At 65.8% G+C, this 20,834-nt stretch carries 18 protein-coding genes and 1 tRNA gene; 6 read left to right on the plus strand and 13 right to left on the minus strand.

What is annotated here, in order from left to right; all coding sequences use genetic code 11:
- Positions 1-246: 246 nt before the first annotated feature.
- Positions 247-1,473, minus strand: coding sequence for an MFS transporter (locus QW881_RS11820; RefSeq protein ID WP_315759267.1), 1,227 nt, complete (start codon positions 1,471-1,473; stop codon positions 247-249).
- A 117-nt stretch (positions 1,474-1,590) separates the two neighbouring features.
- Between QW881_RS11820 and QW881_RS11825 the strand changes: the two genes are divergently transcribed.
- Positions 1,591-2,838: a NupC/NupG family nucleoside CNT transporter gene (locus QW881_RS11825; RefSeq protein ID WP_315759266.1), complete on the plus strand. Its 1,248-nt coding sequence runs from the start codon at positions 1,591-1,593 to the stop codon at positions 2,836-2,838.
- Here QW881_RS11825 and QW881_RS11830 read toward each other — a convergent pair.
- The 3 genes from QW881_RS11830 to QW881_RS11840 form a co-directional block, all read right to left on the minus strand.
- Positions 2,776-4,797, minus strand: a complete 2,022-nt coding sequence (locus QW881_RS11830; RefSeq protein ID WP_316158416.1) for an acyltransferase family protein — start codon at positions 4,795-4,797, stop codon at positions 2,776-2,778. The genes QW881_RS11825 and QW881_RS11830 overlap by 63 nt on opposite strands.
- Before the next feature lie 221 nt (positions 4,798-5,018).
- Entirely contained in the window at positions 5,019-5,597 is a 579-nt protein-coding gene (locus tag QW881_RS11835) for a cupin domain-containing protein (protein WP_316158415.1), read from the minus strand.
- A 186-nt stretch (positions 5,598-5,783) separates the two neighbouring features.
- On the minus strand, positions 5,784-6,068 hold the full coding sequence (locus QW881_RS11840; RefSeq protein WP_316158414.1) for an usg protein: 285 nt from the start codon (positions 6,066-6,068) through the stop codon (positions 5,784-5,786).
- A gap of 379 nt (positions 6,069-6,447) precedes the next feature.
- Between QW881_RS11840 and groES the strand changes: the two genes are divergently transcribed.
- Positions 6,448-6,762 (plus strand): co-chaperone GroES, encoded by a 315-nt coding sequence (groES, locus tag QW881_RS11845; protein WP_008966485.1) that lies wholly within the window; start codon positions 6,448-6,450, stop codon positions 6,760-6,762.
- Between the two features lie 88 nt (positions 6,763-6,850).
- On the plus strand, positions 6,851-8,491 hold the full coding sequence (groL, locus tag QW881_RS11850; protein WP_315714737.1) for a chaperonin GroEL: 1,641 nt from the start codon (positions 6,851-6,853) through the stop codon (positions 8,489-8,491).
- Between the two features lie 329 nt (positions 8,492-8,820).
- Here groL and QW881_RS11855 read toward each other — a convergent pair whose 3' ends face one another.
- From QW881_RS11855 to QW881_RS11880, 6 genes are all read right to left on the minus strand, one after another.
- Positions 8,821-9,393, minus strand: coding sequence for a 2OG-Fe(II) oxygenase (locus QW881_RS11855; RefSeq protein ID WP_316158413.1), 573 nt, complete (start codon positions 9,391-9,393; stop codon positions 8,821-8,823).
- Between the two features lie 153 nt (positions 9,394-9,546).
- Complete coding sequence (locus QW881_RS11860) at positions 9,547-10,887, minus strand: RtcB family protein (RefSeq protein ID WP_316158412.1); 1,341 nt, start codon at positions 10,885-10,887, stop codon at positions 9,547-9,549.
- Between the two features lie 667 nt (positions 10,888-11,554).
- Entirely contained in the window at positions 11,555-12,091 is a 537-nt protein-coding gene (locus QW881_RS11865) for an HNH endonuclease (RefSeq protein WP_315759261.1), read from the minus strand.
- Positions 12,092-12,130: 39 nt separating this feature from the next.
- Positions 12,131-12,205 (minus strand) — tRNA-Asp (locus QW881_RS11870).
- A 43-nt stretch (positions 12,206-12,248) separates the two neighbouring features.
- Complete coding sequence (locus QW881_RS11875) at positions 12,249-12,437, minus strand: hypothetical protein (protein ID WP_315759260.1); 189 nt, start codon at positions 12,435-12,437, stop codon at positions 12,249-12,251.
- Positions 12,438-13,635: 1,198 nt separating this feature from the next.
- A complete protein-coding gene (locus QW881_RS11880) occupies positions 13,636-14,796 on the minus strand; it encodes a DUF2778 domain-containing protein (protein WP_315759259.1) in 1,161 nt (386 codons plus the stop codon).
- A gap of 654 nt (positions 14,797-15,450) precedes the next feature.
- On the opposite strand from QW881_RS11880, the gene QW881_RS11885 reads away from it, so the two are divergent.
- On the plus strand, positions 15,451-16,251 hold the full coding sequence (locus QW881_RS11885) for an FkbM family methyltransferase (protein ID WP_315759258.1): 801 nt from the start codon (positions 15,451-15,453) through the stop codon (positions 16,249-16,251).
- Between the two features lie 8 nt (positions 16,252-16,259).
- Here QW881_RS11885 and QW881_RS11890 read toward each other — a convergent pair whose 3' ends face one another.
- The 3 genes from QW881_RS11890 to QW881_RS11900 all read right to left on the minus strand — a co-directional run bounded on the left by QW881_RS11890 (position 16,260) and on the right by QW881_RS11900 (position 19,372).
- Positions 16,260-17,777, minus strand: coding sequence for a glycosyltransferase family 39 protein (locus QW881_RS11890; protein ID WP_315759257.1), 1,518 nt, complete (start codon positions 17,775-17,777; stop codon positions 16,260-16,262).
- Positions 17,774-18,907 (minus strand): glycosyltransferase family 2 protein, encoded by a 1,134-nt coding sequence (locus QW881_RS11895; RefSeq protein WP_315759255.1) that lies wholly within the window; start codon positions 18,905-18,907, stop codon positions 17,774-17,776. The genes QW881_RS11890 and QW881_RS11895 overlap by 4 nt, the downstream gene beginning before the upstream one ends.
- 264 nt (positions 18,908-19,171) lie before the next feature.
- Positions 19,172-19,372 carry a hypothetical protein gene (locus QW881_RS11900; protein WP_315737437.1) on the minus strand — a complete coding sequence of 67 codons (201 nt, stop codon included), beginning with the start codon at positions 19,370-19,372 and terminating at the stop codon, positions 19,172-19,174.
- A gap of 157 nt (positions 19,373-19,529) precedes the next feature.
- Here QW881_RS11900 and QW881_RS11905 point away from each other — a divergent pair, with 157 nt between their 5' ends.
- Positions 19,530-20,354, plus strand: a complete 825-nt coding sequence (locus QW881_RS11905) for a DUF72 domain-containing protein (protein WP_315759254.1) — start codon at positions 19,530-19,532, stop codon at positions 20,352-20,354.
- A 15-nt stretch (positions 20,355-20,369) separates the two neighbouring features.
- Complete coding sequence (locus QW881_RS11910; protein WP_315759253.1) at positions 20,370-20,831, plus strand: DUF488 domain-containing protein; 462 nt, start codon at positions 20,370-20,372, stop codon at positions 20,829-20,831.
- Positions 20,832-20,834: the final 3 nt, after the last annotated feature.

Below are 20,834 nucleotides of genomic sequence, written 5' to 3' on the forward strand. Positions count from 1 at the left end.
TGGAACACTGAAGCTTCGCAACCTCAGCTTCCTCGGTTCAGACCGGATGGACAACCTCCTGGAAGACCACAGCTAGCCACCGTTTGTAGGGTGAGCAAAGGCGCTGACGCGCTGTCTCGGCAAACGAGATAGCAGTGGCGCCGTGCCCACCGTCTGGCCGCTCATGATGCCGCTCAAATGGTGGGCACGCTGCCGCCCTTCGGGCGGCCGCTTTGCCCACCCTACGGCAGGGTGCCTTCACGACTCCTACTCCAACTGCTCCACCTTCCGCAGCGTCGGAAACAGCTTCATCCACAGAAGCGCGACCGCGATGGTGCCGACGCCGCCGAGGATAGCTGCGGGCATGGCGCCGAGCAGCGCGGCGGTGATGCCGCTCTCGAACTGGCCGAGCTGGTTCGAGGCGTTGATGAACAGGAAGTTCACCGCGCCGACGCGGCCGCGCATCTCGTTGGGCGTCGCGAGCTGCACCAACGAGAAGCGGATCACGACGCTGATGGTGTCGGCGGCACCGAGAATGGCGAGCGCAGCGACCGAGATCCACATCACATGCGAGACGGCGAACACGACCGTCGCCGCGCCGAACACGATCACCGCCTGGAACATGCGCAGGCCGACGCGCCGCCGGATGGTGTAGCGCGCCAGCACTGCCGTCATCGCCAGCGCACCGACCGCGGGCGCTGCGCGCAGCACGCCGAGCCCGAACGGCCCGGCCTGAAGGACGTCGCGCGCATAGATCGGCAGCAAGGCCGTGACGCCGCCGAGCAGCACCGCGAACAGATCGAGCGAGATGGTGCCGAGAATCGCAGGATGGGCGCGGATGAAGCGGACGCCAGCGAACAGGTCGGCCTTGCTGCCGTCGATCCGCTCGACCGGAACGTCCTCCGGTACCTGCATCAGGCCGGTCAGCCCCATGCCGGCAATCCAGAACAGCATCATGATGCCATAGGGTAGACCCGGCGCGACCGCATAGGCGAAGCCGCCGATGGCGGGACCGGCGATGGTCGCGAGTTGCGCGGCCCCGCTCGACAGTGCGCTCGCCCGCTGCAGCGTGCCTGCCGGGGCGATCAGCGGCAGCAGCGCCGCGGTCGCGGGGCTCTCGAACGCCCCGGCAATGCCGAGCACGAAGATCGCAGCAAACAGTTCGAATTCGCCGAGCTGACCGGCGTAGGCGCCCCAGCACAGATAGAGCGCCGTCAGCGCCTCGATGAGCTGACAGAGCTGCACGACGCGCTTGCGCTGGAATCGGTCGGCGGCGCTGCCGGCGACGAACACCAGCAGCGCCGTCGGCAGGAACTGGATCAGCCCGACCAGGCCGAGATCGAAGGCGCGCCCGGTGAGATCGTAGATCTGCCAGCCGATCGCCACTGCGGCGATCTGGCTCGCAAAGCGCGACAGGCTGCGGGACGACAGGAAGAACAGGAACGCGCTTTGCTTCAAGAGATCGCGCGCGCCGATCGGGACGGTGGACGACATGATGGCGCCTGCGTGACGCAGGCCCAACTGCTTGTCAATCGCAAGCCCCGCATGGCCGCACGGCATTGCGCGCGGCTGTTCCCTGCGCTCATAATGAAACGGGGGTCGGGGGATCTGATGCTGCAGCTGCAATCGGGGTTCGGGATCGTCGCGCTGCTCGCGATCGCATGGGCGCTCGGCGAGAACCGGCGCGCGGTGTCGCTGAAGCAGGCCGCGCTTGGCCTCGTGGTCACGATCCTGACCGCGCTCGTCCTGCTCAAGGTCCCCGCGGTTGCCCGCGCCTTCGGCGCCATCAACGAGGTCGTCGGCGCCATCTCGTCGGCCTCGCGGGCCGGCACCTCCTTCGTCTTCGGCTATGTCGGCGGCGGCGCCCTGCCCTTCGACCTCAAGGCGCCCGGCGCCGATTTCGTGCTCGCCTTCCAGGCGTTGCCGATCGTGCTGGTCATGAGCGTGCTGACCACGCTGCTGTTCTACTGGCGGGTGCTGCCGCCCTTGGTGCGCGGCATGGCCTGGCTGTTGGAGCGCACGCTCGGCGTCGGCGGCGCCGTCGGCCTGTCGACCGCCGCGAATGTCTTCCTCGGCATGGTGGAAGCGCCGCTGTTCATCCGGCCGTATCTGGCGCAGATGACACGCAGCGAATTGTTTCTCGTCATGACCGGCGGCATGGCCGGCATCGCCGGCACCGTGCTGGTGCTCTACGCCACGCTGCTTGCGCCGCTGATCCCCGATGCCGCCGCGCATTTCGTCATCGCCTCGGTGCTCGGCGCGCCGGCGTCGATCCTGATCAGCCTGATCATGGTGCCGGAGACGTCGAAGCAGCTCACCGGCGGCGCGCTCGGCGAGGAGACCCAGGCCACCTCGACGATGGACGCGATCGTCAAGGGCACCAGCGCCGGGCTCGAGCTGCTGATGAACATCGTCGCGCTGCTGCTGGTGCTGGTCGCGCTGGTGCATCTCGCCAACGCGATCCTGTCGCTGTTGCCCGCCATCGGCGGCGCCGACATCTCGCTGCAGCGGCTGCTCGGCCTCGTCATGGCGCCGGTGTGCTGGCTGATGGGCCTGCCGTGGTCAGAGGCCGTCACGGCCGGCAGCCTGATGGGCACCAAGACGGTCCTCAACGAGCTGATCGCCTATGTCGAGCTGGCGAAGCTCGATGCGACGGCGCTCGATCCGCGCGCGCGGCTGATCATGCTGTACGCGATGTGCGGCTTCGCCAACTTCGCCAGCCTCGGCATCATGATCGGTGGACTCGGTACGATGGCCCCGACACGGCGCGACGAGATCAACGCGCTCGGCCTCAAATCAATCGTCTCCGGCACCCTCACCACCTGCCTGATGGGTGCGATCGTCGGCCTGCTGACGTGAGCTGAGCTCGGTCATCATCGGCAGCAGTTGCGGCACGATCCTCGCCATCACGAGCTGGGAACCCTCCGCCGTGAGATGCGCATGATCGAACGACAGCGGGACGTCGCCGACCGTGAGCGGACAGCGGCCGTTCTCGCAGACCGCCGACAGGATCGAGATGTAGGACAGGCCTTCGCTCGTCGACAGCGCCGCCTGCATCGCCTGATCCAGCGCAAAGATGTCGGACCGGACGAACGCAACGGGATCCGGCGCCATGCCGCGCAAGGTGGCGCGCGCCAGCATCGAGGGCAGCCGCGCCCGGAATTGCACGGAGGGACCGAGCAGCACCACCGGAATGCCGGCCTCGCTGAGACGCGCCAGCGTCAGCCTGAGATCGCGCACCATGCCGGCAAAGCGCGGCGGGCGGGCGTTCTCGAGCCAGTCCGCCGACATCACCACGAGATCGGGCCGCGCCGTCACGAAATAGTCGCGCATCTGGCTTGCCAGGGCGCGGCAGGCCGCGATCCCCTGCGTCTCCGCGCTGAAGGTCGGCATGCAGGTCGGCTGGCTCGCCTGCATGACGTTGACGGCCTGCGGATCGATGCTCGCGGCGAGGCCGTGATAGTAGTGGGCCGCAAAGCTGTCGCCCCACAGCAGCACGTTGACCTTGCCGCTCACCGGACGGAGACAATCCCCGGGCACGCGCCCGTCCGGCGTCGTGAAGCAGGTGCCGTAGCGATAGACCGGCTTCATGTCGTAGGCGTTGTAGGCGTCCAGCCGCTGCGCCGCGCGGTCGGCGTCCGACACGGCGCCGGCGCGGAACAGACCCACGCCGCTGACGGCCAGCAGCAGCAGGCTCGCCAGCGCCGCAAGGCCGAAGGCCGCGCGCGGGGTCGCTGCGAGCTCGCGATTGCGGAACGGCCGCTCGATGAAGCGCCAGGACAGCGTGGCGACCGCGACCGTGAGGGCAAACAACGCCGCCCGCTCCCAGCCGTCGAGCGCCAGGCCGGGCTTGGCGAAGCGCGCGAAGGCGAACAGCGGCCAGTGCCACAGATACAGCGAATAGGAGATGCGGCCGACGAACGCCGCCACGCCGAGCGGTGACAGCCGGCTGCGCGGCACATTGGCCACGCCGGCGCCGCTCCACAGGAACAGCGCCGCGCCAAGGCATGGCGCGAGCGCGTCGACGCCGGGGAAACCCGGTCCGGGGCGCAGCGCCAGAATCGGCACCGCCATCAGCAGCAGCGACAGCGCGCGGGCGCCGCGCTGGGCGAGACCCGGCCGCGGTGCGGGAAGTCCAGAAATCGCGACCAGGCCGCCGAGCAGGAATTCCCAGGCGCGCGGCGGGCTGAGGAAGAACGCACTCGCGGACGCGCCGCCTCGCATCAGCAGCAGACCGAGCGCGAACGAGCCGGTAGCCAGCAGCGCCAGCGTGAAAGTCAGCGCCAGCCTGCGGCCGCGCGCTATCAGCAACACGGCCCAGACCATGATCGGCAGCACCAGATAGAACTGCTCCTCGACGGCGAGCGACCAGGTGTGCAGCAGCGGCTTCTCGACCGCGGCGTGGTCGAAATAGCCGGACTGCTGCCGGAAGAAGATGTTCGAGGTGAAGGTGACGACGGCGGCCGCGGAACGGAAGAATTCGGCGCGCTCGGAGCCCAGCATGTCCTGCGACGCCGGGATCGCCGCGAACGCCACCATGGCGTAGAGCGCCGGCAGCAGCCGCCGCACCCGCCGCTCGTAGAATTGCGCGAACGAAAAGCGGCCCGCCGCCATCTCCGCGGCGATGATGCCGGTGATCAGGTAGCCGGAGATGACGAAGAAGATGTCGACGCCGACGAAGCCGCCGAAGATCGCCGGCGCCTCGAAATGGAATGCAACAACGGAGAGCACCGCGATGGCGCGCAGCCAGTCGATGTCCTCGCGATGGGCGGCACCTGAAGCCGAACCGGCGCCCGCGTTGGCGATGCGGGGCTGCATCGATACGCGCGTGCGAAGCGCGCGCGGGATCGTGGGAGCGAACTGGACGACGAAGCGCGGCAACGGGACGGGTACGCCTTTACGCAAGCCCGCGGCGAACACCTCTTACGGATTCGTCGCCGGCCCATCCGTCCCAGTGACGCGAGACCGGATGTCAACACACACGCGCGATGCGACCGCCGTCCATCGCACGCGAATGTTTCCATCCGTTTCTGTCGGCTTTACGTCGACAGTTCGACGGTTTTGAAGTCGGCCGGCAGGATCACCTCGAGCAGTTCGACGTCGTCGGAATAGTCGAGGATCATGTGCCGGATCTTCGGCGGCTGGGTCCAGCAGCTGCCCTCCTGCATCAGCGTCTCGCCGACGCCTTCGAGGTAGCTCTTCACCCAGCCCTTGAGCACATAGACCATCTGGAAGTCGACCGCATGGGTGTGCAGCTTGGAGACTTCCTGCGGATTGCACGGCGGCAGCATGCGGATGACATGCGCGCGCGCCAGCCCGTGCGTCGCGTCGGCGATGCCGAGGTCGCGGTAAACAGCATAGGCGCGCAGGCCGTCAGCCTTGAAGTCCTCCTCGCGGTGATGGCTGATGGCGACCTTCTGTTTGCGCCGGCGCGGCGCCGGCACTGGTCGCCCCTTGCTCGCGAGCGCCTTGCGCGCCGAGGGTTTCGACGCCCTACCCGGCTTGGCAGGCGCCGCGAAGGCGGTCTTCGCCGTCGGCTTTGTCTTTGCGGTTTTTCGCGGCGCGGCTTTCGCGGCGGCGCGTGATGCTGATTTGGCGGTGCGGCTCTTCTTGGCCATGGCGCTCTCCCTGCGTGTCCTCGCACGCGAGGATAGCACACCTGCCGCTTTGCGGGTCGACCGATCGACGACCTCAACAGGGCCGAGGCAGCGCTTAACCCGGATGAGCGAAACGACATCCGGGGACTCACGCGCGTCCGCGTTGAACCCGGATATCGCTTCGCTCATCCGGGCTACGCGTCAGCCTCAATGCAGCACGAACACGCCATCGACGGCGCGCAGCTCGGCCGGCTTGATCAGCTTGGAGTGCGCCACCGTGACCGAGTACAGCGGACCCTCGATCTTCTCCTGCCAGAACGCCAGGAAGTCCTGCAGCGCCGGGAATTTCGGAAACAGGTCGTAGTTCTGCCAGACGTAGGTCTGCAGCAGCGAGCGGTGATCCGGCATCCGATACAGGATCTGCGCGGTCGTCAGCCCGTAACCCAGCACCTGTTTCCGAAAGTCCTCGGAAACCTCAACCTTCGACACCATGCCAACCTCCGTTTCTGGAGCGCATGTCCGGTGTGGCAACCGGGATCGAGCCACCCGGCAAAGATGCGCTCACTGCCTAGAAATGTGACGCATGTCCTCAACCCATCTCAAGCTTAAATGTTTAACGACATGTTGAAAAATGCTGCGTTAGCAGCCACTTAGCCCAGGTGCTAATACGGGGTTTCATGGTTCGTTCCGCTCTTGTTAACGCTATCGGAACGCTTTGGCAGAGCCCGCAGTTGACTGCTAATTTTTCTGCTACAAGCCCTTGTCCGGCTGAATGCTCTCCCCTAAATCCAGCCCACGTGCTGGCACTCGCCGGCACCGACTGCCAAAATTCCAGAAACTGACAATCGCCTCAATAGCTTAGGAGGACTGTATGGCTTTCCGTCCGCTTCACGACCGCGTCGTGGTCAAGCGCATCGACGCCGAAGAGAAGACCGCTGGCGGCATCATCATCCCCGACTCGGCCAAGGAGAAGCCCTCGCAGGGCGAAGTGATCGCGGTGGGCCCGGGCGCCCGCGACGAGAGCGGCAAGCTGGTCCCGCTCGACGTCCAGGTCGGTGATCGCGTGCTGTTCGGCAAGTGGTCGGGCACCGAGGTCAAGATCGACGGCCAGGAGCTGCTGATCATGAAGGAAAGCGACATCATGGGCGTGCTCACCGACACCGCGTCGAAGAAGAAGGCCGCCTAAGCCCAACCCGCTCAACGCTCACCCTGAGGAGCGCCTGCGGGCGCCCTGCCCAGGGTGAGACGACCAATTCAACCCAGGAAAACCCAATATGTCAGCAAAAGACGTTAAGTTTGGCGTCGACGCCCGCGATCGCATGCTGCGCGGCGTGGACATTCTCGCCAATGCCGTCAAGGTCACGCTCGGTCCGAAGGGCCGCAACGTCGTCCTCGACAAGTCGTTCGGCGCTCCCCGCATCACCAAGGACGGCGTCACCGTCGCCAAGGAGATCGAGCTCGACGACAAGTTCGAGAACATGGGCGCGCAGATGGTGCGCGAAGTCGCCTCCAAGTCCGCTGATGCGGCCGGCGACGGCACCACCACCGCGACCGTGCTGGCCCAGGCCATCGTGCGCGAAGGCGCCAAGGCGGTTGCCGCCGGCATGAACCCGATGGATCTGAAGCGCGGCATCGACCTCGCGGTCGAGGCGGTCGTTGCGGACCTCGTCAAGAACTCCAAGAAGGTCACGTCGAACGACGAGATCGCCCAGGTCGGCACCATCTCCGCCAACGGCGACGCCGAGATCGGCAAGTTCCTCGCCGATGCCATGAAGAAGGTCGGCAACGAGGGTGTCATCACCGTCGAGGAAGCCAAGTCGCTGGAGACCGAGCTCGACGTCGTCGAGGGCATGCAGTTCGACCGCGGCTACATCTCGCCCTACTTCGTCACCAACGCCGACAAGATGCGCGTCGAGATGGATGACGCCTACATCCTGATCAACGAAAAGAAGCTGTCGTCGCTGAACGAGCTGCTGCCGCTGCTCGAGGCCGTGGTGCAGACCGGCAAGCCGCTGGTCATCGTCGCCGAGGACGTCGAGGGCGAAGCTCTCGCTACGCTCGTCGTCAACCGCCTGCGTGGCGGCTTGAAGGTCGCGGCCGTCAAGGCTCCGGGCTTCGGCGATCGCCGCAAGGCCATGCTGCAGGACATCGCGATCCTGACCGGCGGCCAGGCGATCTCGGAAGATCTCGGCATCAAGCTCGAGAACGTCAACCTCTCCATGCTCGGCCGCGCCAAGAAGGTGATGATCGACAAGGAGAACACCACGATCGTCAACGGCGCCGGCAAGAAAGCCGACATCGAGGCGCGCGTTCAGCAGATCAAGGCGCAGATCGAGGAGACCACCTCGGACTACGACCGTGAGAAGCTGCAGGAGCGTCTGGCCAAGCTCGCGGGCGGCGTCGCGGTGATCCGCGTCGGCGGCGCGACCGAGGTCGAGGTGAAGGAGCGCAAGGATCGCGTGGATGACGCGATGCATGCGACCCGCGCGGCTGTCGAGGAAGGCATCCTGCCGGGCGGCGGCGTCGCCCTGCTCCGTGCTTCCGAGCAGCTCAAGGGCCTGCGCACCAAGAACGACGACCAGAAGACCGGCATCGAGATCGTCCGCAAGGCGCTCTCCGCCCCGGCCCGCCAGATCGCGATCAACGCGGGCGAGGACGGCTCGGTCATCGTCGGCAAGATCCTGGAGAAGGACCAGTACGCCTATGGCTTCGACAGCCAGACCGGCGAGTACGGCAACCTGGTCTCCAAGGGCATCATCGACCCGACCAAGGTGGTTCGCGCCGCGATCCAGAACGCCGCCTCCGTGGCTGCGCTGCTGATCACGACCGAAGCCATGGTCGCCGAGCTGCCGAAGAAGAACGCCGGCGGCCCCGCAATGCCTCCGGGCGGCGGCATGGGCGGCATGGACTTCTAAGGTCCAGCCCCCTCAAGAGATACGAAGGGCGCGGCGAAAGCCGCGCCCTTTTTGTTTCGCCGGGGCCCGAATGTCGCCGGGGCTCATGCGGGCTTCGTCGCTAAACTCCTCTCCGCCGTCATTCCGGGGCGTTCAAGCGCAAAATGGCGAAGCCATTTTGGAGCAGCGCGAATGAGCCCCGAATCCATAGCCCGAGCGGTGGTTGGTCGAAGACAGACGCCACAAGCACCTCGCACCACGCGACGGCCTGTGGCTATGGATTCCGGGCTCGCGCTACGCGCGCCCCGGAGTGACGAACGGAGAGCGCGCGCCTTGTGCGACGCGCCCCCTCACCTGCTCCGCCGATACATCACGTCCGTCCGCAGCGCGAATTTGCGCCCCTTCGTCACGGGATCGCCGCGATGCATGATCGGGTGATGGAACAGCAGCGCCACGCCCTTCTCCGGCGTGATGTGCAACGGACCATCCGGCATCAGGCCGGTGTCGTCGCAGAACGACGTCGTGCCACCTTCGAAATCATCGTTCAGATAGATCATGAAGGTGAACTGGCTGCGCTCGCCATCGTCACGCTCGAAATGGCCGTCGCGATGCCATTCGAACTTCTGTCCGACATCATAGCGATACAGCCGCAGCCGCTCGTTCAGCCCGACCGGCTGCCAGCGATGCTGGAACGACGGTGCGAGATGGCCGGCGAGCCGCTGATAGAGCCCTTGCGCGCGCTCGGTATCGTCGACGATGACGCGATCGTTGTTGCGATAGTCCTTGACGCTGCGCGGCGCGAACAACGTCGCCTCCTCGAAGCCCATCTGCTCGCCCAAGCGGATGTAGTCCTCGCACTCGGCAGTGGAGAAGAAGTTCGCAATCGTCTCGATATTGTCGGCGTGCCAGGTCATCTCGGTCATGATCGTGTCTCCGTCATCGTTGCGCAATCGCGTAGCCCGGATGAGCAAAGGCCGGCGCCTTGCGGGCGCAGGCCGGAGCGACATCCGGGGTCTCACGAACTGCACGTACGGACCCGCATGTCGCTTGCGCTCATGCGGGCTACGAGGGCGCGCTCAATCCTTGAACGGATCGAACTCGCTCTCGCCCGCCATCACCACGGCGAACGGCCGCAGCGTATGCACCACCCTCACCGAGCCGGCGTGCTCGGCCAGCACCTCGGGCAGACGGCGATAGGCCATCGGGCTCTCGTCGAGATCGGCGCCGATCAGGGTGACGCCGCGGCCCTGCAGCCAGGCGTCCATCTCGGCGCGCGTGAAGCGCCGCTTGGCCTCTCGCCGCCCGAACAGCCGCCCGGCGCCGTGCACCGTCGAGTACAGCGAGGCCTTGGCCTCCTCCGACTCCACGCCCTCGATGATGACAGCGTCGTCGCCCATCGAGCCGCCAACGAAACCGCGCTGGCCTGGGAAGGCCGGCGTGGCGCCCTTGCGCACCACCCACAGGTCACGCCCGTCATGGGTCTCACGCCAGGCATAGTTGTGGTGGTTGTGCACGCTGTCGGTGACCGCACCGCCGATGATCTGGCGCACGCGTTCGGTCACCCACTCGCGTCCCGCATAGGCGTAGCGCCCGGCGAGCTGCATCGCGGCGATGTAGCGCTGCCCAACCTCCGAGTCCTCGTCGACCACGGCGGGCGGCACGTTCATGCCGTCCTTGCCGCCGGCGGCCTTGAGGTAGCGCGTCGCCGAGGTGTGGCCGAGACCACGGCTGCCGAAATGCACGCCGATCCAGACGAAGCCGGCCTCGTCGCGCATCAAATCGACATAGTGGTTGCCCGACCCGACCGTGCCGAGCTGTCCAACGGCCTTCTGCCGGTACTCGCCCATGTCGGAGCAGCGCCACGCTTCGGTATCGTCGAACAGTTCATGGTCGACACGCTCGGCGTTCTTGCGGCCGACGCCGAACGAGATCACCTTGGCGACATCCTTTATGATGGTGCCGACCTTGTCCTCGATCGCGCTGAACGGCGTGTCGAGCTGCACCGCCATGTTGCCGCAGCCGATGTCGAAGCCGACGCCGGAGATGCTGATCTGCTTCTCATAGGCGATCACGCCGCCGACCGGCTGGGCATAGCCGAGATGGCCGTCAGCACAGATCACGCCGGCAACAGCGTTGCCGACCGCCATGCAGCTCCTCATCTGCGCGATGGTCGCATCCTCGTGACGGCCAAACACCTTCAGCGGGCTGTTCTGATACTGCGCGGCCTGTGGCCGGCTCGCGACAGTGTCGCCCAGCGCCGTGGCCTCGCGCGCCAGCTGCTCCTGGCGCGCGGCGTCGCGGAATGTGCACCACAGCGGCATCGACCGCTGCCCGGGCCGCTCGACCCGCGCATCCGGATCAAGCCCGGCCTCGATCGCCAATTGCCTCGCGCGCTCCTGATAGGGATCGGCTCGCATGTGATCCTCCTCACTCGTTCATGCATGACCCTGCCGCGCCGGCGTGGCGCTGCAATGATCGGGGCTTGCACGGCGTGACGCCGCGCAAGTCCGGTGGTGCAAACAGAGAGACGGATCTGATCGGAGTGTCCCGGATGGGACATCAGCCTGGCGGATCGTCTCTCTGGCGTTCAAGACAGAGGGACGATCCCGCTGCCTCGCTACGCTGCTAGTTGATTGTGACGGGACAGCGCGCTCCCCGCGGAGACTGCCGGCACGCACAGGACGCAATCACGGCGCCGCAGTTGCGGCAGCGCGCTGTCCTCTATCTGACGTGGGGTCGAAATCGGCATGGCTCTCTCGCTGGCGGATGTCCGCCGGATAAGTTGGCGCGTGCTCTTACAGGATTTTTCACGTTTGTAAAGTGAGCCGTACGTAGCTGATATAACTTCGTGGCGTTTTAGCACCGCCGACGCACGTCACGAATTGTCATGGTTATGGCTTCGGGCTCGCACTGCGCGCGCCCCGGAATGACGGCAAGATCGTTGCAGCTCAGCATGACGAGTAGTCGTAGCCCGCATGAGCGCAGCGACATGCGGGTTCATACGAGTGGCACGCGAGACCCCGGATGTCGCCTCCGCCGAAGCCCGTTGGGCTTCGGCGTCCGCTCATCCGTGCTACACGGCGCTCACCGCTCGAGCTCCACATCCCAGTACAAATAATCCTGCCAGGTCACGTGCAGGAATCTCGGCGGAAACAGGCGCTGCGCGGCCATCAGCTCGTGCCGTGCCGGCTCGAACGGCGGCCGCCGCGGCTTGAGATGGCGCCGGTCCTTGCGCGCGTTGCAGGGACTGCAGGCGGCGACGATGTTGGTCCACGACGTCTCGCCGCCGTCGACGCGCGGCACGACGTGATCGAAGGTCAGCTCGCCGTGGAGATAGCGGCCACCACAGTACTGACATTCGAAGCGATCGCGCAGGAACACGTTGAAGCGCGTGAACGGGACGCGCGTCGCCGGCCTGACGTAATCGCGCAACGCGATCACCGACGGCAGCCGCATGGTGACGCTCGGGCTCCGCACGACGCGGTCGTACTCTGCGACCACGACGTGCGACTCGCCGACAACGGCCCTGATCGCGTCCTCCCAGCAGACCACCGACAGCGGGAAATAGCTCAGCGGCTGGAAGTCGGCGTTGAGAACCAGCGCCGGGTTTGTTGCTGACATCGTCGACCTCCTCTCTTCGCTTCATCTGCCCGGTCGTGTTGGCGCCCATGACGGGAATCGAACCCGCCTTCCCGGATCGACAATCCGGTCCCTTCACCAGACGGGAACATAGGCCATGTCATCGCGCCCGGACTGCACCGGGCATGGTCATCGTCAATCAGTCGAACGCGACCGGAGCGTGCTCCGGCTGAACGCCGTTGATGTAGTCGAGATAGATCTGGCGAGCCCGTGCCTCGCTGACGCCGCGGCACGTCATGACGATGCGCACGAAGGCGAGCGCCACCGGCGAGCACAGCGCTCGGGCGTGGTCGACTGTCTCGGAATCTGGGCTCATCATGCGGGTCATCAGACCCTCCGCTATGTCTGCGGAGGGTGAGATCCCGCCGCCGGTTACGCTTGTGCTGGAATTTCGCGTCCCGATGTCGTCAGGGACAGCACGAGATCATTCGGACCCTGACAGGCGACGCCCATGCCGGACCAATCGCGCGACCAGTTAAGCGGTCGTTCGTTGGCGGGGGCGTTCGCGAGATGTGAGCGTAGGCTCAACACGGTCGTGGTCCTCAAGAGCGCGCCGGCGAACGGCGCGTCAATTTCGATGGGGCAGAGCTATGCGCAGAATTTTCCGAAGCCGTCAAGGCCGGAGGGAGAAGCCATGACGGCGCGCCTCCGGTGACGCGACAGATTTGCAACGACCAGATTGGTCGTCGGGCAAATCAGTTGCGCATTATGGCGGGCTACAAGGCCGCAATCGGCCATGCGAGAGGTCGAAAACGCGTGCGCGCGAAAATTCGTTTGTCGAGCTGGGTCAATGGGATCGCCTCGCTCACCGCCAACCCCGAACATTTTCCTGTTTCCAAAAATCAGAAACCGTGCATTCTATGCCGGTCCCGTCCTCATGAGAGGGGCGCTTCGCGATCGTCATGAACGTGGAGGGCGGGATGCGGTGGGCGCGTCGGGTTGCAGCGTGATCTGATCACGCGGACGAACGATCCGGTGCGCACGGCGAAGTCGTGATGTCCTGGCACCCCGATGCTGGTGTCAAGGTCGGAGAGACGAATGCTCCGACCGATGGTGGCCAGAAAACCCGGCGCACCAGGGAGACCACGTATAAGCCGTAAGGCCATCGCGCGGGGAATGCCGGATGATGCGGCTGAACCTGTGGTGACTGCCGCCTGCTTTTTCTTCTGCAGGCGGGCCATGGGTGAGGCCCTCACCCGGCATTCCCCGCGCCCTCTTCCGATTTCGGAGGGCCAGTTTACGAGCAGCACTCGGGCGCCAGGCGCCGCGAGAATGCGCAGTCATGGCCGTGCTTTTTGAAGCGTGAAACGGATCTCATTCCGGCCCCGGCTCAACGCCAGGCGACGGCGTTGTTTGTCGATGCAGGACCTGTGGGGTGGGCAAAGTGGCCGACGAAGGCGGCAGCGTGCCCACCGTCAATCAGCCCTCTCCTCGGCAAAACGGTGGGCACGGCGCCAACTACAAATATTCGTGTGGCACGCGCGGAATGGGCGCCTTTGCCCACCCTACTCCGTAACGGCTGCGCCTCAGTCGATGCGCGAGAGCACGGCGAGCTTGCGGATGCCCTTGTTCTTGTAGGCATCGAGGAACGCGTAGTAGTCGCGGAACGAAACGCAGCCGTTGGAGTCGCCGTTCGGCCCGAGCATGAAGGTGTGGGCCAGGAGGCCGTTGCGACCGTGGATGGCGTCCTCGCCGCCGATCGGATTGAGCCGCAGCGCCGGCACGCCGTGGAACAGCGCCTCGCGCGGCTTCAGCTCGTAGATGTGCGGCGGCGTCACGCCGCGCATCTTGATCTTCTCCGAGCTCGGCTTGTCGAGGTTGTCGCCGAGGCCGGAATGTGCCTCGAGCTTGGTGCCGTCGGGCAGATACACCGCCTTGGCCGAGATGTCGTAGACTGCGGTGCTCAAATCATACGGCGGCCGGCCGCCGCGGGTCGGATCCTTGGCGATGCTGGCGGTGATGTTGGAATCAGCCGAGGCATAGGCCAGGAGGCCGCCATCCTGGTTCTCCGGCTTGCCCCAGAGCTTTTCCTGGATCGAATGCCGGTCGCCGGCGATCGACAGCACCGCCGCCTTGGCGCGCTCGGTCATCGCGCGCAGCGAGAAGCCACTGCTCTTCGGCGGATTGGCCTCGGCGGCCTGCGCCGGCGTCGCGGGCTGCGCGGCCGGCTTGGCATTGGCGAGCGCCAACTGCATCGGTGGCCGGGCATCCTTCTTCGGCGCCTCGGCGACCTTCGCAGTCTCGGCCGGCTTGGCTTCGATCGACTTGGCCTCGATCTGCTTGGGCGCGGCTTCGGCGAGCTTGGGCAGCGGCGGCGCGCCGTTCGCGGCGTTCGAGGCGACGCCCTGCGGCACGGCCGCGCCGAAGCGGTCGTTGAACAGCTGCGGCGTGATGGCGGCGACCGTGGTGACGGGCGGAGATTCCGGGAATGCCGAGAAGGCCTCACCCACCGCATCGGCGGCGCTCCGCGTCGCAAGCCGCGGCGCCGGGCGCACGACGGGCTCATCCTGCTCGATGCTGCCCAGGGTCGGATAGGCGTCGGCCGCGATGATCTTGGTATAGACCGTCACAGCGCAGCCTCCGATCAGGCATGCGATTGCCGCGCCACCGATCAATTTGTGAGACAACGCGATCAGGGAAGACTTCCTGCGATTTCGTGCGGCCAACGCAGCTCGACTGTTACTCATTCACTCACGCCCGAACGAATACTCGATAACTCTCGCTCGATGCGCCACGGACAACCGCTTTGCATCTCGCAGAAGCACAGAGCTTCATTAGGGCGACTTTTAGTTAAATGCTGATTAAGTTTTGGCGGATTAAGGGCGGGTTAACCATGGACGTCTGTTTTGCCGGCAAACAGGGCAAAAACAGGGCAAAATTCCAGCCAAAAGCAATATTACCGCCCCAGGCCATTCCTGAGGAGCAGCATTCGACGGCCGCCGGAATCCGTAAAACATCGCAGGCCGCGTTAACGATTGAGCTCTGTCAGAGGGTCGTTATCGATGACCTCACGTTTGGGCGTGCCGACGAGGGAAAGGGCGTAGTTTTCACTTGTTCAAGGCCCCTGCTCGGACATGGTCTTGCCGATCTTCTCGACGCGGCTGAAAGCATTGGTCACGTACAATCGCATGTCGCCCGGTCTCCGCGGCAATCGGATCAGGACGGTCGTGGTCCAAGACGCGATGGCGACGGCAGCCACAGGTGGACCGCATCCGTAGCAAACCGGGACTTTCCGCGCTGTGGACACCGGCGGCGGTATGGTAGGGAACGATTCTCGGCAACACTCTGCCGGCGAATCGTACCGCGTCCGCTCCCTGCCGAACACGACACGAGAGGACTCCATGCAGATCCCCGACCGGAAGCTGGCCTTCGTCTTGGCCGCGAGCAATCACGGGACGATGATCGTCAACCGGCTCGACTATCGCATGGTCGACGCCAACCGGGGCTACGGCGTCGGCTATCAGATCCTCGACACGGGGGCTTTCGATCCGGGCGAGGTGCAGCTCGCCGTCCGCCTGCTCGGCTTGCGCCGCCGGCACCATGGCGATGGCGCCGTCGCGATCGACTGCGGTGCCAATATCGGCGTCCACACCATCGAATGGGCGAAGGCGATGACCGGCTGGGGATCCGTGCTCTCGATCGAGGCGCAAGAACGGATCTACTACGCGCTCGCCGGCAACATCGCGATCAACAACTGCTTCAATGCGATCGCCATCCATGCCGCAGTCTCGTCGGAGCGCGGCGTGCTCAACATCCCAAGCCCGAACTACCTGACCCCATCGAGCTTCGGCAGCCTCGAGCTGCGCCAGCGTCCCAACACCGAGTTCATCGGCCAGGCCATCGACTATGCGGACAACACCGTCGAGGTGCGCAAGCTCCCGCTGGACGATTTCAATCTGCCGCGCTGCGACCTGATCAAGCTCGACGTCGAGGGCATGGAGATCGAGGCGCTCGAAGGCGCGGCGGCGACGATCGAACGCTGCACGCCGATCATGCTGATCGAGAAGATCAAGACCGATGCGGAGCAGCTGCGGCAATGGCTGGATTGCCGCGGCTACAAGACCATCGATGCTGGCATCAACATGGTCGCAATTCATGCGCGGGACAAGGCGCTGGCGGACATCATCCCGCAGCAGCCCTGAAGCGGGCGTCAGCGCTGCAGCTCCGGCGGCGGGGTGCGGTCGAGCACCTCCCGCTTGGGCTCGCTCAGCGCATAGAAGGCATAGGTCTCGATGGTCAAAGGTCCACGCCTGCGTTCGGCCTCGCCGATCTTCTCGACGCGGCCGAATGTATTGCTGACGTAGAACCGCGATGCGATCTGGACCTCGTCCACGAGCAGATGCGTGCCCGCCAACTGCGCCGGATCCGGCTCCGGAAAATTGACCCAGCGGATGCGCTGGATCGGCTGCAGCACGCAGGTCCCGGGCGGAAGATAGAACGACAGCCAGGCGGTGGTGCCATAATCCATCGCCAGCACGCAGGAGGCGCCGGCGCGCACGCGCGCTGCCTCGATCTCGGCAGCCAGGGGGCGCCAGCCGACGCCGACGCTGCGGACGGTGGCATCGCGCCGATAACCGGACAGCAGGCCCGTGTTGGCCTGCACGATCAGCGCGACGAACATCACGACGCCGGCGGGCACGGCCCAGCGCAGGCAAAAGTCCGCCGTGCGCTGCTCGCGCGGGGACCAGGCGACAAGACGGGCCGCCGCAGCGGCAGCCACCACGAAGGCCGGATAGATCGGCGCGAACCAGTTGGCTTCGACGCGGGCATGCAGCGAATGCCACACGAAATAGGCGACGATGACCCAGACCATGGCCTCGATCAGGACGCGGGCCGCCGCGTCCCCTGCCCTGCGCCGGGCCAACCCATAGAGGCCCATCACGCCGAGGATGAAAACCAGCGGCGTGGCGAAGGCGAACTGCGTCGGGATGATCTCGGCGATGTAGACCGGACGAACCTCCTCGACCCTGGCGCGGCCGAGCTGCTTGATGAACGACACCCATTGGTGATCGGCATTCCACAGGATCACCGGCGAGAACATCGCGAACGCCAGGCCGCCGCCGAGATAGGGCCAGGGCGAGGCCAGCCAGTGCCGCAGCTTCGGCACGGCGACCAGCCAGATCAGGATCGCCGCACCGAAGAACAGCGATGTGTATTTCGACAGCAGCGCCGCGCCGACGGCCGCGCCGACCGCGAGCCACCACATGCCCCTGCCCGTCTCCAGCAGCTTGGCACAGAAGAACAGCACGAAGCTCGAGGCCACCAGCAGCGGCGCGTCGGGCGTCACGATCAGCGTGCCGACCGCCGCCATCAGCGTGACGTTGAGCAGCAGCGCCGCCGTCGCCGCCACGCGCACGCCGCCGAACAGGATCTCGGCGGTGCGATAGACCGCGTAGCTCATCGGCAGGCCGAGCAGGACCGAGACGACGCGCACGCCGAGCACGCTGTCTCCGGCGATCAGCGTGCCCAGCCGGATCACGACCGCAACCATCGGTGGGTGGTCGTAGTAGCCGCCGGCGAGATGCTTCGACCACATCCAGTAATAGGCTTCGTCGAAGGTGATCGGCGTGACCGCCGCGGCGATCAGCCTGAGCACGACGAGACCTATGATGGTCAGCCAGACATTGCGGACCAGCCGGGCGTCGTCGGCGACGGCCGCAGAGGTCATCGCTTGCGCCAGACGAACAATCCGGAGATCGCGTAATTCCAGACCACGCCCATCAGCGCGCCGGCCGCGCCCGCCAGCCACCAGATCGGCTCCTGGTCATAGACCGAGAAGGCGACGCCGACATTGGCGAGCAGGCCGACCGAGCAGACCAGATAGAACGCGAGCAAGCCGCGCAGAATGGCAAAGCCCTTCAGCCGCTGGTCGCGATAGGTGAGGAAGTTGTTGAGGATGAAGTTCGAGGTCATCGCGATGAAGGCACCGAGCGCCTGCGCCTCCGCGAACGGCATGTCGAACGCATTGAGACCAAGAAAGAGCGTGGCCAGATGCACGACGAGGCCGGTGCCGCCGACCATGGCGAACAGCAGGAAGCGCAACGACACCACGTCGTTGGTCATCTTGGCCAGCACGAGGCCGAGGAAGTCGAGGGCGACCATCGAGTCGAGCTTGCTCTCGCCATGCAGGCGCGAGCCGAACGTATAGGGCACCTCGACGGTGCGCAGGCCGCCTTCGGCGCTCGCAATGATGTCGAGCAGGATCTTGAAGCCCTGCGTCGACAGCTTCGGCGCGATCTGTTCGAAGCGGTCGCGGCGGATCATGAAGAAGCCGCTCATGGGATCGTTGACCTCGACCTTCAGAGTGCGACGCGCGATCTCGGTGGCGAAGGCGCTGGCCCCAGCCCGCTTGCTGTCGAAGCTCGCGGCGCTGCCGCCCTCGATATAGCGGCTGCCGACGACGAGCTCGGCAGCGCCGCTCTGCAAGAGCGCCAGCATCTTCGGCAGCTGGGTCTCGTCGTGCTGCAGATCGGCGTCGATCACGGCGGCATAGGGCGCGCTGGCGGCCAGGATGCCCTCGATGCAGGCACCGGACAGTCCGCGACGGCCGATCCGGCGGATGCAGCGGACGCGTTTGTCGCTACGCGACAATTCGCGCACCACCTGCCAGGTGCCGTCCGGGGAGTTGTCGTCGACGAATACGACCTCCCACGGCACGTCCTTGAACGCCGCCTCCAGCCGCCGGTACAGCGTGGTGACATTGTCGCGCTCGTTGAACGTCGGGACGACCACCGAAACGATCGGAATATCAGCGGTTTGCGGCGGCGCGGGCATGGCCGGTCGGAGGACATCGTTCATGGTGCGGATGCGTATATCTGCCGCGTTCCACACTGCCAAGCGCAACGGCTGAAGGAGGGCTCAAAAAGGCCGGACTGTGGTGCCGGCTTGCATCGCTCTCAAACGAGGGGCCCAAAATGCCAACGACCACAAACAAAGGGTGCACGTACATCCGGCGCAACCGCTCTGCCGTGGTCGTCTCGGTGCCGGAGCCGTTACAGCTCGACGTCACCGTCCCGACCAAGATGGGGCGCCTCGGCTGGATTGCAAGGGGCCCTGGCCGGCCTAGTTCGGAACCTCACGGACCACGGGTCCGCGCACGGCCGGAGCCACCGGAACCGTCTGCACCGGGGTCGGCGGCACCTCGACCTTGGCCGGCTGCATCTGACGGGCCATCGGCCCCACGGGAACATAGTAGAAGGCTGCCGCAAGCACGGCAGCGGCGACGATCGCCCCCAGCAGGCCGCCGACCGATTCCGCTCTCATTGCCATATCTCCCCTTCCCGGCCCGTGCCCTGGATACACGAGGCTCCGGAGCACGGGAAGAGCGACGGCGCAACAGCGCCGAACTGGTCAGAACCGGCCCGGTTGACTATCGTCTCCCTACCGCAACACCCTCGGCAATCAGCATCGGAATCGGTCCGTGAGCAAAGCCCCTGCACGCGCCTCGCAATCCAAGAGCCACATCTACATCGGCATCGGCGGCTGGACCTTCGCGCCGTGGCGCGGCGTGTTCTATCCGGACAAGCTACCGCAATCGAAGGAGCTCGAATACGCCGCCTCCAAGCTGACCTCGATCGAGATCAACGGCACCTATTATGGCTCGCAGAAGCCGGAGAGCTTCCGCAAATGGGCGCGCGAGGTGCCGGACGGCTTCATCTTCTCGCTGAAGGGGCCGCGCTTCGCCACCAATCGCCGCGTGCTCGCCGAGGCCGGCGATTCCGTGAAGCGCTTCTACGACACCGGCGTGCTCGAGCTCGGCGACCGGCTCGGCCCGGTGCTGTGGCAGTTCGCGCCAACCAAGAAGTTCGACGAGGCCGATTTCGGCAAGTTCCTCGAGCTGTTGCCGCGCGAGCTCGACGGCCGCAAGCTGCGCCACGTCGTCGAGGTCCGCCATGATAGTTTCTGCGTACCCGGCTTCGTCGCACTGCTGCGCGAGTTTGCAACGCCGGTCGTGTTCGCCGAGCACGGCAAATATCCGGCGATCGCCGATGTCGTGGGTGACTTCGTCTACGCCCGACTGCAGAAGGGCAATGACGAGCTTGCGACCTGCTATCCGCCGAAGCAGCTCGACGCCTGGGCGAAGCGATTGCAACTGTGGGCCGGCGGCGGCGAACCGGACGACCTGCCACGGGTTGACGACAAGCCGACGAAAAAGATGCCGCGCGACGTGTTCGCCTATGTCATCCACGAGGGCAAGGTACGCGCGCCGGCTGGCGCGATGGAGCTCATCGAGCGCGTGAGCTGAGGCAGGAGGCGCATGATGGCCACGAGCAAGACCCTGTTCACCATCGGCTATGAGCACACGCCGGCCAAGGCCGTGCTCGATGAGTTGCAGGCCGCCGGCGTCAAGCTGCTGGTCGACGTGCGCGCGGTGGCGGCCTCGCGCCGGCCGGGCTTCTCCAAGAGCCAGCTTGCGGCCGGGCTCGACGAGCGCGGCATCGGCTATGTGCATCTGCGCGGGCTCGGCACGCCGAAGGAGGGCCGCGAGGCCGCCCGCAGCGGCCACTACGACACGCTGCACAAGATCTACAGCGCGCATCTGAAGACGCCGCAGGCGAAGGAGCAGATGGACGAGTTGGCCTCGCTCGTGAAGAGCGCCGGTCCCGTCTGCCTGCTCTGCTACGAGCGCGACCACGCTCATTGCCACCGGCAATGGATCGCCGAGATCATCGAGGACCGCGATCAGGTCAAGGTGAAGAACCTGGTCGCGCCGCAGGTCTGACGC

This window comes from Bradyrhizobium sp. SZCCHNS3016, from assembly GCF_032484535.1.
Classification (GTDB): domain Bacteria; phylum Pseudomonadota; class Alphaproteobacteria; order Rhizobiales; family Xanthobacteraceae; genus Bradyrhizobium.